The following is a 14,708-nucleotide window of genomic DNA, read 5'->3' as shown; positions in this document are numbered from 1 at the left end:
CCTGTTGAATCCCTGCACAGATGGGCATGGTCTCGACGCGATCGCACGACAATAGGAACGTTCTACCATGAGCACGAACCATGAGTATTTTCATGTTGAACAACGCGAGGGGGTTCACCTCGTGACTCTAGACAATCCGCCCTACAACGCAGTGTTTGCCGAAATGCTCGAGCCAGCCACACAGCAGATTCGCGAGCTGGGCCATGATCCGGCGACGCACGCGATTGTGCTGACCGGAGCGGGTGATGACTTCACTCGAGGCATGGATGTGAAGGTCGCAGCATCGCTGGATGCTGAGGGGATAACTCGCGCAAGAGCCGCCATCAATCAGGTTGCGGCCGAACTTCACCGGCTTCCTTGCGCCTTCGTCTGCGCCGTCAATGGGCATACGATTGGCGCAGGCGGGATCATCACTTTGTGCGCAGACTGGGTTGTCGCCGCAGAAGGAGACTACAAAATCGGCCTTCCTGAAGCCAAAGCAGGCCTCGCGTTTCCGCCAGTGCCTCAGGCGATTATCGACCATTGGCTCGATCCGGTCTGGCGTAGGCGCTTGGCGCTAACGTCTCAGCTTTTCGCGCCGCAGGATGCCATTGCCACCGGCCTGGTGGACGAAGTGGTGGATGCCGATGCGCTCATCGAAACCGCCCTCGCCCGCGCCGAAGAACTCGCCGCCCAGCCCGCCTTTCGCGATTGCAAGCGGCAATTGCGCGCGAAGGCCAATGCCGAGATTGACGCCCATTTGGCTTGAAAACCCAAGAAATGTTGCACTGCACCCAGCGGATTGGCATGGGGATGAAAAAGAGCGGGTGGTCTAGCCCGCTAGCGTTAGCGAGCCTTAAAAAATGAGCCTACCCACAACCTTCAATCCGGCTGACATTGAGCAGCGATGGTATCAGCATTGGGAGAGCACCGGCGGCTTCCGTCCCGAGCGCCCGGATGCGGAACCCTTCACCATTGTGAACCCTCCGCCAAATGTGACGGGCTCGCTCCATATCGGCCACGCGCTCGACAACACGCTTCAAGATATCGTGATCCGTTATGAGCGCCTGCGCGGCAAGGATGCTTTGTGGGTAGTGGGCACCGACCACGCCGGGATCGCCACGCAGATGGTGGTGGAACGGCAGATGGAAGAGCGCCAAGACAAGCGCACCAATTATTCGCGCGAGGAATTCGTCGATAAGGTGTGGGAATGGAAAGCCGAAAGCGGCGGGACCATAACCACGCAGCTTCGCCGGTTGGGTTGCTCGATGGACTGGTCACGCGAGCAGTTCACCATGGACGAGCACTTCACCAAGGCTGTCTTGAAGACCTTTGTGAACCTCTACAACGATGGCCTGATCTACCGCGACAAGCGGCTGGTGAATTGGGACCCCAAGCTCAAGACCGCGATTTCCGACCTTGAGGTGGAAACGCAGACGATTGCCGGCGGTTTCTGGCACTTCAAATATCCGCTTGCCGATGGTGAGACGCTGGCGGATGGGCGCGATTACATCGAAGTTGCGACCACGCGCCCTGAAACGATGCTCGCCGATATGGCGGTCTCGGTTCACCCCGATGATGAGCGCTACGCCAGCGTTGTTGGCAAGCACGTGATGCTCCCAATCACAGGCCGCCGCATTCCGATCGTAGCCGATGAACACGCCGATCCCGAGCTGGGTTCGGGCGCGGTGAAGATCACGCCGGGGCATGACTTCAACGACTTTGACGTTGGCAAGCGTGCTGGCATCGAGGCGGGCGAGATGCTCAACATGCTCGATGGGAATGGCGACGTTTGCCAGACTTCGGACGGCCTGGTGCCGGACGAATTTATCGGCCTCCACCGTTTCCGCCGCGATAAGGTCGACGGCGCCCGTGAAGCCGTGGTTGAGCGGTTGAAGGCGGACGGCTTCCTCATCCCGCATGTGTCGAAAAACAAGAAAGGCGAGGAGGTCGTCTCCGACGCCGAACCGCGCCAAATCGCGACGCCGTTTGGAGACCGCGGCGGTGTGGTGATCGAGCCATGGCTGACTGATCAATGGTATGTCGATGCGGCGAAATTGGCCGAAGCTCCGATCAAGCAGGTGCGCGACGGGACCATCGAAATCGTGCCCAAGTCTTGGGAGAAGACCTTCTTCAACTGGATGGAGAATATCCAGCCATGGTGTGTGAGCCGCCAGCTGTGGTGGGGGCACCGCATCCCAGCTTGGTTCGACGAAAACGGTGGCGTTTATGTCGCGATGAGCGAGGAAGAAGCGCAGGCTCAAGCGGGCGAAGGCGTTGCACTCACTCGTGACAACGACGTGCTCGACACATGGTTCTCATCCGCGCTTTGGCCGTTTGCAACGCTTAGTTGGCCCGAGACACAATACAACCCCGTTCGCCCTGAGCCTGTCGAAGGGCGCGCGCGTGCTTCGACAGGCTCAGCACGAACGGGTGTTTGGGAAGAGAATACGGACCTGCTCTCAAAACACTTCCCTAACTCACTCCTCATCTCCGGGTTCGACATCCTATTCTTCTGGGATGCGCGCATGATGATGATGGGCAATTACAATATGGGTCAGGCCCCATGGCCGCGCCTGTATCTCCACGGCCTTGTGCGCGCAGCAGACGGCGCGAAAATGTCCAAGTCCAAGGGCAATGTCGTCGATCCGCTTGGCCTGATCGACCAATATGGCGCGGACGCATTGCGCTTCTTTATGGCTGCGATGGAGAGCCAAGGCCGCGACATCAAGATGGATGAAAAGCGGGTCGAAGGATACCGCAACTTTGCCACAAAACTCTGGAATGCCACGCGCTTTTGCCAATCCAACGGTATCGGCAAATCCACCACGGTGCGCGCGCCCAAAGCCAAACTCGCCGCCAACCAATGGATCATCGGCGAGGTTCAAGCGGTTTGTGCCGAGATTGAAAGCGCAATGGAAGACTTGCGTTTCGATGCGGCTGCCAATGCGATCTATCAGTTCACATGGTCGAAGTTCTGCGACTGGTACTTGGAGCTTATCAAGCCGGTTCTTACCCCCGTCACCCCGGCGCAGGCCGGGGTCCAAGGAGATAAGGGTGCGCCAGCCAGTCTGGATTCCGGCCTACGCCGGAATGACGAGGGGAGCGACTGGAGCCCGCAATCCGAAACCCGCGAGGTTGCCGGATGGGCGCTCGATCAGATCCTTGTCATGCTCCACCCCTTTATGCCCTTCATCACCGAAGAACTTTGGCATGCCCAGGCCAAGAATAGTGGGGGCGAGCGGTCCTACGACCTTATCACCGCCAAATGGCCAAGTCCGCGCGGTGAAACCTCGAAAGAAGCAACCGACGCGATCGACTGGGTGATCGACCTCACCACTAATGTGCGCAGCGCCAAAAACGAACTCGGAATTTCACCGGGCGCGAAACTGGCGGCCTTTGTACCAGAGGCAAGCGCCCTTGCCGCAAGCACAATCGAGCGTTCGAGCGCCGCGATTGAACGCATTGCCCGCCTCACCCCGGTCACCGTCGGCGAAGCGCCAACAGGCCCTGCCATGCAGGTAACAGCGCTGGGCGATATCTTCGTGATCCCACTCGAAGGCATCATCGACATCGCTGAGGAAAAGGCCCGCCTAGAAAAGGCCCTCGCCGCCTCACAAAAGGAAGCAAAGTCGCTCGAAGGCAGGCTCTCCAACGCCAACTTTGTCGAACGCGCCAAGCCCGAGGCAGTGGAGAAAGCCAAGACCGACTTCGCCCACCACCAGGGCGAGGTCGGACGCTTGACCGCAGCGCTGGCGCGATTGGGTTGATCGAAGGGGCTTCGCAGGAGGCATTCTTTCCTACCATGGCCCCTCGTGGCATAGGACAGGTATGAACCGCTCCGCCGCCTCTTTGCCCTCCATCGGCAAAACCGATTAAAGGGACCCTCTGTGATCGATTGGTTTTTAGAACTAAGACAGTGTCTCAAGTGTCTCAAACGTGTTTTTTCCGCGCACAGAGCGAAAGCATGCATTGATGGCTGATTTGGTTCTTGCAACTGACGATTCGGGCGGTCCTGAAATTTTCGCCAGCCTCCAGGGCGAAGGGCCAAGCATGGGTACGCCGGTCGCCTTTATCCGCCTCTCGCGCTGCAATCTCGCCTGCCAGTGGTGCGACACCGCCTACACTTGGCGCTTTGAAGGCGATAATCGCCCGCACCGCGATGGCGTACATTATGATCGTAGTGCCAATCAGGTGAAGCTCTCTCCAGAGAAAGCAGCGGCAAAGGTGGCGGCTTTGGGTCAGAAACGGCTTGTTATCACCGGTGGTGAGCCGCTGATACAGTGTGGGCCGCTCGCAGATATGCTCGCCATTCTGCCCGACATCGAGGTGGAGATTGAGACCAACGGGTCTGTGCGTCCCTCGGCTCATATCGATATCCGTGTTGATCAGTACAATGTCAGCCCCAAGCTCGCCCATTCAGGCAATCCGGCCGAGCTCGCCCTGATCCCCGAGCGACTCGACTTCTTTGCGGGCGACCCGCGCGCTTTTTTCAAATTTGTCGTGGCTGAGCCATCGGATGTGCGCGAAGTCGATGCACTCCAACGGGAGTATCGTATCCCCAGAGATCGTCTTTTCCTGATGGCAGAAGGCACTGAATCCAGCACTTTACGCGAACGGCAAATGTGGCTTTCTGCACTGTGTCTCGAAAAGGGATACCGCATGTCAGACCGGATGCACATCCACCTTTACGGAGATGCAAGAGCGACTTAGAGTGAGACCACCGGGGGGTGATAGATTTGGATATCTTTATTTCGTACTCACGGCGTGATCGCGAACGTGTAAATTTCATGGCCAAGGCACTTGAAGCCGAAGGCTATTCGGTCTGGTGGGACCGCGATCTTCGCGCGGGCGAAGAATTCGACAACGTCATCGACAAGCACATCAAACAGTCCAAGGCGATTGTGGTGGTGTGGTCGAACACGTCGATCAACAGCAATTGGGTCAAGGAAGAAGCCGAAGACGGTGTAATCGACAACAAGCTTGTACCAGCACTTATCGACGAAGTGACGATCCCGCGCGGATTCAGGCGGATTCAGGCGGCGGAATTGCAAGACTCAAGCGCAAACCCAACGCAGAGCAAAAACTGGCCGGTCTTTCTTGAGAGCATTCACAATCTGGCGGGTGAAGGCCAGGGCGCAGATGCTGGCAGAGCCGAGATGGCTGCCTTCGGAGTGCCAGTGACAGGCGAAGCGGCTACGCCTCAAACAACAACTGGAGGCGATAGCGGCACGCCTTTCTGGAAACGCCCAATCACCATGGCTGCTGCGGCGCTCGCAGTGGTCGTTGCTGGGTTTCTGACCTTCCAGTTTGGCGGAATGGGCGGCGGCAGCGAATCCGCGCGACTTGCCGGTGTGCCAACAGACAAGGCGATTGTGCTGGGCATCTATCCCAACGAAAGCTTCGGCATTCAGCAAAGCAATGGGCTGAAGGCCTCGCTAGAAGGCTTTCCCGCGCTTATGGTGCAGGATCTGGACGCGCCGATCAGCGCGATGAAGACGCGCGACGCGCCAAAGGTGATCGAGGATCTTCGCGCCTTTTTGTCGGAGCGCAATGTGGTAGCAGTTATTGGCCCTTCGATCACAGAATTTACCCCGCAAGTGCTCGAAGTGATCGAAGAAAGCGGTCAACGACCAGCGATCGTCCTGACAACGGCAGGAAGCCGCGCCGACCTTGGCTGGAAAGACAGCGATCTGCCGATTTTCCGAGTTGGCTCTGGCGTCGATGAGAGAGCCGCACAGTTCAAGGAACTGGCGGAACGAGCGATTTCGCAAGGGATTGGTATCACCTTTATGATTGAGACCAATCCGGAAAGCGAAGCGAAGACCTATGGTGAACTGTTCTTTGACCGGGTCTCGGAGGAACTGGGCGACGCGCGCCTTGCAAATTGGACAGCGGATGGGCGTGTGAATACGCGTGATTTTATCCGTGGTTCTATCAACGATGCATTCTCAACCCCGGACCAACAGGCGCTTCTGGATGAGAACAGGCTGATCGTGATCATGGGGCTGAGCGGCGACTTCAAGGACCTTGCCAGCGGCCAATTCCGTGGAGACCAGCCTGCGCGCAAAGCGATTTTGGCAAGCTGGAACAACAGCCATCAGGTGCAAGCGGTCAGCGAAATGACCGCGCTCCAAACGGGCCGCCTTATCGATATGACCGACGTGTTCGAAAGCGCCGACTACAATGGCGACAAGCCGGAAGAGATCGCTCAGTTCGAAAGCCTGTTTGGTCCGATCTCGCCGCGTTGGCGGTTGGAGGCGGTGGCCTTTGATTCGGGCGTGATCGTCAAGCAAGCGGCAAGCGAGATTGAAGGCAAGATCACCGCTGATGGTCTGGTTGCAGTGCTACGCTCACGCAGCTTCAATGGTGTTACGGGCCGGATATTCTTCAATTCGACCGGCCAGAACACTGGCGATGCCGGAGGTCTCCAGCGCTTCTACAATGTGAGTTACGATCCCTCGATCAATGGCTGGCGCGAGGTTGGCAATCTGAGGAACTTGATGCAGTAGAGCGTTCTCGTTCGACCCATGCCTACCCTTGTGAGCGCCAACGTAGAACCACGCGGTCGACGATTTCCTCTTCGCCACCGCCCTGATTCCACAGCTCGCTGAAGCTGGGGTCTTCCGATGCTGGACGCTTGTGCTCTTCGAGGTTGTCGAAGTTCACGCGGATTGGGATCGCAACGCCCTCGCCGCAAATGATACATTCGCGGTTTCTGAGCGCTGGGATGGAATCGAGAAAGCCGCGCGAGCCTTCTGGCATGGCTGAGCGCACAAAGGCTTGGTCGCGGTCGTTGTTGAGGCGCATCGAGATGATCGTGCCGCATTGTGAGAGCACGCCTTCGGCAAGGTCAGACGGACGCTGGGTGATGAGGCCGAGGCTGATCCCGTACTTACGCCCCTCTTTGGCGATCCGGCTGAGTATCGAACCGACGGAGGATCCATCGGAGTTCTTCTCGCTTGGAACGTAACGGTGAGCTTCTTCGCACACGAGCAAGATCGGTCGCGTGTTCTCTTCACGCCCCCAAATTGCAAAGTCGAACACCAGACGTGAAAGGACAGCAACTACAGTGGAGGTAATATCGGAAGGAACGCCTGAAACATCGATGATCGAGATCGGCTTGCCCTCGCCCGGCATACGGAACACTTTGGAGATAAAGTCGGTCATCGTGTCGCCTACGAGCATGCCTGAAAACATGAATTGATAGCGCGGATCGGCTTTCAACTCCTCAAGCTTGCCTTTGATCCGCATGTAAGGTGCGGACGAGGTCGCTTTATCGAGCTTGCCCATTTCGTCCTGAATCTTGGTCGAAAGATCGGACAAGAGATAGGGTATGGGCGAATCCACCGTGATTTTGCCCATCGTTTCAGCGAGCCGGTTCTTGGACCGGGCGTGCAACAAACATTTGGCAAGGATATCCATATCGACCTGACGCTCATTGCCATCGCTGGTAAGCAGTACTTCGCAATGCTCCTCAAAGTTCATCAACCAATAGGGCATTTGCAGGTTCGATACGTCAAGGATCTTACCCGTCTGGCGGAACGCCGCAGAGTACTCACCGTGGGGATCAACCATCACGATGTGGCCATCGGGCGCATGCTCGCAAATCCTGTGGAGGATGAGCGCTGCACTGGTCGACTTACCAGTCCCCGTCGATCCCAGCAGCGCAAAGTGCTTGCCCAGCATTGCGTCGATATAGAGGCCTGCACGGATGTCTTTTGTCGGGAACACTGTCCCGATGGTGATATTGGCGCGTCCATCGCTGGCGTAGATTTGTTCAAGGTCCTTCGTGGAGGCGGGATAGACCATGGCTCCAGGCACAGGATAGCGCGTCACACCGCGCTTAAATCCACGGATGCGACCTGTGAGCTTTTCTTCAGACCCCTCACCCAGAAAATCGATATGCGCGATGATGCCGTTTTGGGCGCGACGATCCTTGCGTTGGTCGCGGACGTTGGCGAGGAGCCATGCGTCACCGACACGGATCTTGATCTGACTTCCCACCTGTCCCGCCAGAGCCACGGACCGATCATCGTCTTGCATGCATTCATTCAGACGCTGCAAGTCCAGCGCGATCTGCGAACCAGCACCCGAAATCTCGAGTACTACACCGATTGGCAATTTGGCGTTGTCCTCGGGCAAGTCTGCGCCACTAGCCGGGGCTGCACCCTGGCCGTTTGCTTCAAAATCTTGATTCCCAATCGCGTTCATGCGCGCTTCCTCATGTCAGCTTTAGCACCGCACCTAACCCTTTGGCGCGCTCTTGCTTTTGCGGTTCCCACCGTGAGGAATTTCATGGCCGATCAGGGTTAAGATCGCGTCAACGCCAATGCTTCAATTGGCCAAAGTTCACAATTGGATAATAAGCGCCTTAGCGCGCTAGAGCTTCGCGAAAGCCTGGCCAGCAATCCAACCCATTCCGAGCGATAGCGCGATTGCACCGAGCCCATAAAACAGGGACCAGCGCTGAGAAGCAAAGACAACGCTGCCCTCCAGTCCGACCTTGACCACCTCAATATCGGCGGTTGCGCTGGCGAGCACGCGGCCATTGGCTATGGCAAAGGTTTCTGCTGTGTACTGGCCTGTGGTTACATTTGATGGCAACGCAATCCGAGCCTGATACAGCACGCCCTCACTGATCCGCACACCTTGAGGGTCCTGTTTGTAGAGGCCGAGACGCTGGCGCATCTCGACCAAGCCATTTGCAAACCGAGACTGCTCTTCTGGCTCGATTTGGCCTGATGGACTAAGCTGAATGAATTCGGTCCCGAGCTCATAGATTGCGGCTGTGCGTGGATCGACGATGTCGGCAATCGGACTGGATGAAGCGACAGCGAAAAATGATGGGACTGAGCGAAAATCGCTCGCGCCCGAATTCATCCAGATGCCCGCGATCCGTTCCTTCTCTCGCAGTCGGATGGGTTCGGCAGGCCCTTTGACCACCACGGCGATGTCATAGTCGCGATCGCTGCCGGGTCCTTCCGGATCGATGACTGCGCCATAAAGAAGCAAGTTCGCGCCGGTGAAACCTTGGCGTACTTCGATCCGCGATTGACTGACCTCAGGAACGAGGATTGGCTCTGCCTGCCCCATCAGGAAGGGGGCAGCAAATACCAGTGCGAAGGCTGAAAGCAGAGAGCGTGCCCGCGCGGTCATAACGGGCTCACCGTATAGATTTCGTCGGGTTGCACTCCCAGCCCATAGAGCATCCGCAGGGCCACCGCGATCACGATTGCTGCCAATACGAAACGCAAGATCTCTGGCCGCGCTTTCATCGCAATCTGCGTACCAAACTGCGCGCCCATGACTGATCCGAGTAACAGGAGACCTGCCAAAATAATGTCGACAGCCTTGGTTGTCAGAGCATGAGTCATAGTCGTCACCATTGTGACAAACAGAATCTGAAACAGCGATGTACCCACCACCACATTGCCGCTCATCCCCAAAATATACAGCATGGCCGGCACAAGGATAAACCCTCCGCCCACACCCATCAGCATGGTGAGGGCACCGACAATCACACCAAGAACAAGCGGCGCGATAGGCGAAATGTAGAGCCCTGAGGCGTAAAATCGCGTTCGAAAAGGCAAACCCGCGACAAGCGGGTGGTGCCGTCTCTTGCGTGGGTTCGCATCTTTCTGGCCCTTGGCGGCAGAGAGCGCTTCAAACGCCTCTTTCATCATCAGCGATCCAATCGATCCCAGCATCACGACGTAGAGGATGTTAATGACCACATCAATCTGACCAAGAGCCTGAAACAGGCGGAACAGTGCCGCGCCAAACAGTGCCCCAACAACTCCTCCGCCGACCATCACACTTCCCATGCGATAATCGACACCTTTTCGCCTGCCGTGGGCGATCACGCCTGAAATGCTGGCCCCGGTCACCTGTGTCGCAGCGGAAGCCGCGGCGACGGTTGGCGGGATGCCGTAGAAGATCAGCAGAGGCGTGGTCAGAAAGCCGCCGCCTACCCCGAAAAGTCCGGAGAGGATGCCTGTGAGGACGCCCAAAAGCACGATGAATAGGCCATTCACCGAGAGATTCGCAATTGGGAGATAAACATCCATCTCTAAGCGACTACATGAGCTCGCTTTTCGAGGGAAGGAGCGTTTGACTCCAAACCCCGATGATATCTCAAAAGCGGGTGGAAACGGTCGCCGCTACGCCTGAATCGGGTTCCGCATCGCCCGCAATCTGTTCACGATAGTCGACCGAGACTCGCGCAGGCACATCGCCGATGTTCAGATCGAATCGCACGGTTGGACCGATATCGACACGTTGCGCCCCCTCTTGGGCACCGCCCCAGAGGCCGGCCCCAAGGCTAACCACACCGGAAGACGAACCGGGGTTGTCAATCCGTCCAAGCTCGCGCGTTGCCAACAACTGCCCGTCGGCGAAGTAGGTGCTGTCTTTGCCACCCACGTATCCGCCCGCGCCATAGGCTTCCAGTGAGAAACCCAGCGGCAGCCCTTGAGGTGGAATCTCCGTCGCAGCGAACGCAGTGGGGCGTAAATCGGTCCTGGACGAGATGCCCGCTTCGGATAGCCCTGGACGACGTGTTGCACGAAGTTCCCCGTAAAGGCGGACCGGGACGTGCCCTATCGGCAGTGCTGAGCCTCCAACTGCGATTTCGCTTTCCCCGCCGGTCACCAACGCGTGATAGGCGCGAGCATAGATCCGCGGATCATGGCTTGAGGATGGTCGTGCACGCCATTGGAGATTAGCCGCGAGTTGGCTTGCGCCATAGATCGGACGGCGACGTTGTGTGACGGACAGAGCGCCTGAGCCCTGGCGATAAAAACCGTATGCATCGAGCATCCAGCGATCTGTCGAACGCTGGCCCTCAGTAAGCGTATGGGCTGTAAAGGGTGGACGGGCCGCTTGGGTACCAGGGATGCGTTCGCTTTGAACACTACGACCCGCCATCTCCCCCAATTGTACGACACTTGAATGCCTGTCCGCCCCGAAGGCCTCACGCATCAAAAGTTGATGTCCTTTGGTGAGGTCCGGAGCGATCGGAAGATTCAAACTTTGCGCCCCGGATGCGGTGGGGCGTGCATTGACAGCCGGGCGTGGCACGCGCTGCGCAAGAGCATAGGCCGCGGGTGGATAGGCGCGATGTGAATTCGCACCAGATGCGAATTGTGGAGCATATAAAGGGAAACGCTGAAACTGCGGAAAAACGAGAGATTGGGGCGCATTTGGGGCCACCCGGCTAGCACCGTCGGCGGATGCTGGCTCGCCAATTTGCACAGTATCAAAACCAATCGGAGCGCTATCTGGCGTCGGAAATGCCAAGGCGCTATCCCAGGTGGCAGCGCGAAGGCACACCCATGTGGTAAGCAGAATGCCCAAAAAAGCCAGAGGGGTCCCACGCCTACCGATGTTGCTGCCAGAGCTCACTGTCGCGCCTCAGCCGATCCCTTCAATTGGGTTGGCGAACCGTGGAGTCGGTACGCGGAGGTGGTAGAAACTGCGTGGCTCTGGCCGTAGCTTGGCTTGGCAGGATGGCGACTATGTGCGGTTTTGTCCCAAACCACTCTGCGACTGAAAAATGTCCGTAAATAGGCGAATATGGCGCGGCGACCGGCCATGATCGCGATAATATTGGTCATTGGAAGGCGGATTACAGCGAAGACACCCTCGGCGATCCCATAATTGCGTGCGGTGAATAGGAAACGCCACCCGATCCGCCAGCCGAGGAAGCACAAATTGGCTATCACCAGTCCAAGCATAATTGGCGGGATCACCACTGAAGAACTCGCTCCAAAAGAACCAGCTATCGAAACGATCAAGCTGAGAATAAGGAGAAGATAAGCCAGCGCCAACAGCAGGGCAGTCAATGGCCCCCGCCGATCGCGTGCGCGCATCCAGGTTTCTGCGATGCCGCCTATCCAACCACTGCGATCCCACCCCTGTAGCGAGATACCATGTACCCACCGCGTCTTTTGACGCACAATTTCGCTTAACGTCGACGGAAAGTACGCGCGGGTCGCAACCAGCTCACCATCCTCGCCGCGAGCCCTTACAAAGCGGCTTCGCCCCCCTTGTGCGGCAATTGCGAGGCCAAGTTCGTAGTCCTCGGTAAGAGAATCCGGATTGAATGGTACCCCTTCCCCACTTTTTCCAGCTAGCTGTTCGAGCGCCCTACGCGCCATTGCGCAACCCACCCCAGCCGAAGGCAACGCCGCTCCAACAGCGTTTCGCACAACCATCGCCTTGCCGTGTGCCTCAGCAAATTCCTCGCAGTAATGGCTTCCCAGCCAATCTCTTGAAGCCTGAGGCAATGGCTCAACCGGTAGCTGCGCCAGGTCGGCACCCTCGCCAATCGCCTCATCCAGAAGTCCCAACCCTGCTGGATCAACCATGTCCTCTGCATCGTGAAACAACACTGCAGAAAACCGGACCATAGATCGGCGCTCATCGACGCTCATAGCTTCATACAGGCGATTGAGGCAGTCTGCCTTCGTGGTCGGCCCATCTCGGTCGTGGATCACCAACCGCAGCCGTGCATCGCCTTCGGCTGCCCTCATCGCAGCGTCGAGTGTCTCGGGATCGTTGCGATAAACCCCGATGTAGACCATGAGGCCACGCTGGGGCCACACGCTCAGCAAATGGCGGACAGTATCATGGATAACATCTGCTTCTTGCCAAGCTGGAATGAACACCGCCACAGGCTCACTGAGCGGCCTTATCTGAAGTTCTTTGCGGTTGATCCTCGCAGTCCTTGCCCGGCCGGTAAGTTTAAGCCATAGCCATGCCAGATCGACAGCGAGGTCATCGAGGGCACCAATAAGAAAGAAAACTCCTGCGAACAGAAGCAGTTCGTACTGAATCAAAGCCAGAAATTGCCAAATATCAACTTCCATATGATCAAAGACCCCCCGGTTTCTTTGAGCATTCACTCAATTAAATCTGCCCAAAGGGGCAGGACAAACAAATCAAATATATTCAATTTGGATTTAACTTAATGTCTGAGAATATTTCCAATACTGCTAGTCCGTTGCGGCGTGTTTTTGCGCCAGTCCGCGCTTTGTTTGTTGGAGATGCCTCTGCTGGCATTTTACTTATATTGGTGGCCGGAGCTGCGATGTTAGCGGCCAACTCCGCCTTCTCAAACGAGTATCGAGAACTCTTTTACGGTGAACTCTCTTGGACCCCGATAGCCAAGTTAAAAGACCTTCATTACTGGATTAACGACGGTCTTATGGCGGTATTTTTCTTTGTCGTGGGACTTGAAGTAAAACGCCACATGATCGCCGGATCGCTATCCGATCCCGCGGCAAGGCGTCTTCCCATGTTGGCAGCGGCGGCCGGGATGATTGCCCCAGCCATCGTCTTTATGGGCGTGTCTGGTGGAGGTCAGTACACCAGCGGTTGGGCAATCCCAGCTGCCACAGATATTGCCTTTGCAATGGGTGTTCTCGGTCTCTTGGGAAGCCGTGTGCCCGCGTCCTTGCGGCTCTTCCTCCTGACCGTTGCGATTGTCGACGATATTGGTGCCGTTCTCGTCATCGCCATTTTCTACACACCGACGATCTACTTGACCTGGCTCTTGGCAGCGACCGGAGTTCTGGCAGTTATGATCGCGCTGAACCGGTTCAAAGTCTCGGTTTTCTGGCCATACATTCTGCTGTCCGTGGTGCTTTGGTACTGCGTGCTAAACACGGGTGTACACGCGACAATTGCCGGTGTTGTGGCCGCGCTCACCATCCCGCTGAAACGCAGCGACGGTAACTCGATGCTTGAAAAGCTGGAACATGGTTTGGCACCGTGGAGCGCCTATCTGGTTGTTCCCGTCTTTGGCTTTGCCAATGCTGGTGTTTCGCTCGAAGGGCTTGGAGCTGAAGCGCTGCTTGCTCCCCTTCCAATAGCGATTGCCGCTGGCCTCGTGGTAGGCAAGCAAGTTGGCATATTCACCTGCGTCTGGCTTGCCGACAAGGTCGGCTTTGCGCCGCGCCCTGCCAATGCCAATTGGGCAGAGATCTGGGGCGTTTCGATCCTGTGCGGAATTGGCTTTACTATGAGCCTGTTTATCGGTGGACTTGCATTCCCGGATCAGCCGTCCCTGATCGAAGAAGCCAAGATCGGCATTCTTACAGGTTCGGCAATTTCCGCGGTGCTTGGATTTGTCATTCTAAGGCTAACGACCAAGCACACTGCTCAGGAATGCGACGACCAAGGAACCCAGCCAAGCGGAACGTAAGACACCGCTGAAGATCGCAAGGACTTACCAGCTTCCTGTGTTTTCCATACTTGCCCAAGGCTCTTTTGGGTCGAGATAGCCATCTTGAAGCAACTCAACCGAGATCCCATCGGGTGATTTGACGAAAGCCATGTGCCCATCACGCGGCGGACGATGGATCGTGTGACCGGCATCCGCAAGACGCGAGCAGGTCTCGTAAATGTCGTCGACGCGGTAGGCCAGGTGACCAAAATTGCGCCCGCCGTGATATTCCTCTGGCTTGCTGCCATCCTGAGCGGGCCAATTGTAAGTCAATTCGATTTCGGCCACTCCCTCTTGACCAGGAGCGGCAAGGAAGATCAGCGTAAATCGCCCCGCCTCGACATCGAAGCGGCGCACCTCTTCGAGCCCGATCAAGTTGAAGAATGCGATTGTCGCGTCAGGATCTGTTACGCGGATCATGGAATGAAGATACTTGACCATGCGGAGGACGTCCTTTCGAGAGCGAGATAATCCTTGGTCAGATCGACCGCAAGCGCTC

The 14,708-nt window shown here is 57.0% G+C and carries 11 protein-coding genes; 5 read left to right on the top strand and 6 right to left on the bottom strand.

Annotated elements, in window-relative coordinates; genetic code table 11:
- Positions 1–67: 67 nt before the first annotated feature.
- From Q0778_RS13805 to Q0778_RS13790, 4 genes are all read left to right on the top strand, one after another.
- Positions 68–748 carry an enoyl-CoA hydratase/isomerase family protein gene (locus tag Q0778_RS13805; RefSeq protein ID WP_298301523.1) on the top strand — a complete coding sequence of 227 codons (681 nt, stop codon included), beginning with the start codon at positions 68–70 and terminating at the stop codon, positions 746–748.
- Between the two features lie 94 nt (positions 749–842).
- Complete coding sequence (locus tag Q0778_RS13800; protein ID WP_298336855.1) at positions 843–3,749, top strand: valine--tRNA ligase; 2,907 nt, start codon at positions 843–845, stop codon at positions 3,747–3,749.
- Positions 3,750–3,954: 205 nt separating this feature from the next.
- Positions 3,955–4,692: a 7-carboxy-7-deazaguanine synthase QueE gene (locus Q0778_RS13795; RefSeq protein WP_298336853.1), complete on the top strand. Its 738-nt coding sequence runs from the start codon at positions 3,955–3,957 to the stop codon at positions 4,690–4,692.
- A 17-nt stretch (positions 4,693–4,709) separates the two neighbouring features.
- Complete coding sequence (locus tag Q0778_RS13790) at positions 4,710–6,491, top strand: toll/interleukin-1 receptor domain-containing protein (protein WP_298336851.1); 1,782 nt, start codon at positions 4,710–4,712, stop codon at positions 6,489–6,491.
- A 22-nt stretch (positions 6,492–6,513) separates the two neighbouring features.
- Here Q0778_RS13790 and Q0778_RS13785 read toward each other — a convergent pair whose 3' ends face one another.
- The 5 genes from Q0778_RS13785 to Q0778_RS13765 form a co-directional block, all read right to left on the bottom strand.
- The gene (locus tag Q0778_RS13785) at positions 6,514–8,193 is read right to left on the bottom strand and encodes a DUF87 domain-containing protein (protein ID WP_298301514.1); all 1,680 of its coding nucleotides are present in this window, start codon (positions 8,191–8,193) and stop codon (positions 6,514–6,516) included.
- 168 nt (positions 8,194–8,361) lie between these two features.
- Positions 8,362–9,075 (bottom strand): TIGR02186 family protein, encoded by a 714-nt coding sequence (locus Q0778_RS13780; protein WP_298337694.1) that lies wholly within the window; start codon positions 9,073–9,075, stop codon positions 8,362–8,364.
- A gap of 59 nt (positions 9,076–9,134) precedes the next feature.
- Positions 9,135–10,049 (bottom strand): sulfite exporter TauE/SafE family protein, encoded by a 915-nt coding sequence (locus Q0778_RS13775; protein WP_298301512.1) that lies wholly within the window; start codon positions 10,047–10,049, stop codon positions 9,135–9,137.
- A gap of 67 nt (positions 10,050–10,116) precedes the next feature.
- Positions 10,117–10,962 carry a hypothetical protein gene (locus tag Q0778_RS13770; RefSeq protein WP_298336849.1) on the bottom strand — a complete coding sequence of 282 codons (846 nt, stop codon included), beginning with the start codon at positions 10,960–10,962 and terminating at the stop codon, positions 10,117–10,119.
- A gap of 419 nt (positions 10,963–11,381) precedes the next feature.
- Positions 11,382–12,851 carry a glycosyl transferase family protein gene (locus Q0778_RS13765; RefSeq protein WP_298336847.1) on the bottom strand — a complete coding sequence of 490 codons (1,470 nt, stop codon included), beginning with the start codon at positions 12,849–12,851 and terminating at the stop codon, positions 11,382–11,384.
- 101 nt (positions 12,852–12,952) lie between these two features.
- Between Q0778_RS13765 and nhaA the strand changes: the two genes are divergently transcribed.
- Positions 12,953–14,188 (top strand): Na+/H+ antiporter NhaA, encoded by a 1,236-nt coding sequence (gene nhaA, locus Q0778_RS13760; RefSeq protein ID WP_298336845.1) that lies wholly within the window; start codon positions 12,953–12,955, stop codon positions 14,186–14,188.
- 24 nt (positions 14,189–14,212) lie between these two features.
- Here the strand turns inward: nhaA and Q0778_RS13755 are convergent, their stop codons facing one another.
- Positions 14,213–14,650, bottom strand: a complete 438-nt coding sequence (locus Q0778_RS13755) for a VOC family protein (protein ID WP_298336843.1) — start codon at positions 14,648–14,650, stop codon at positions 14,213–14,215.
- Positions 14,651–14,708 lie beyond the last annotated feature (58 nt).

Origin of the sequence: uncultured Erythrobacter sp., assembly GCF_947502395.1 — a bacterium.
Lineage (GTDB): Bacteria > Pseudomonadota > Alphaproteobacteria > Sphingomonadales > Sphingomonadaceae > Erythrobacter.
Note: the sequence above shows the minus strand (reverse complement) of the source record. Positions and strands in the feature narration are given on the sequence as shown.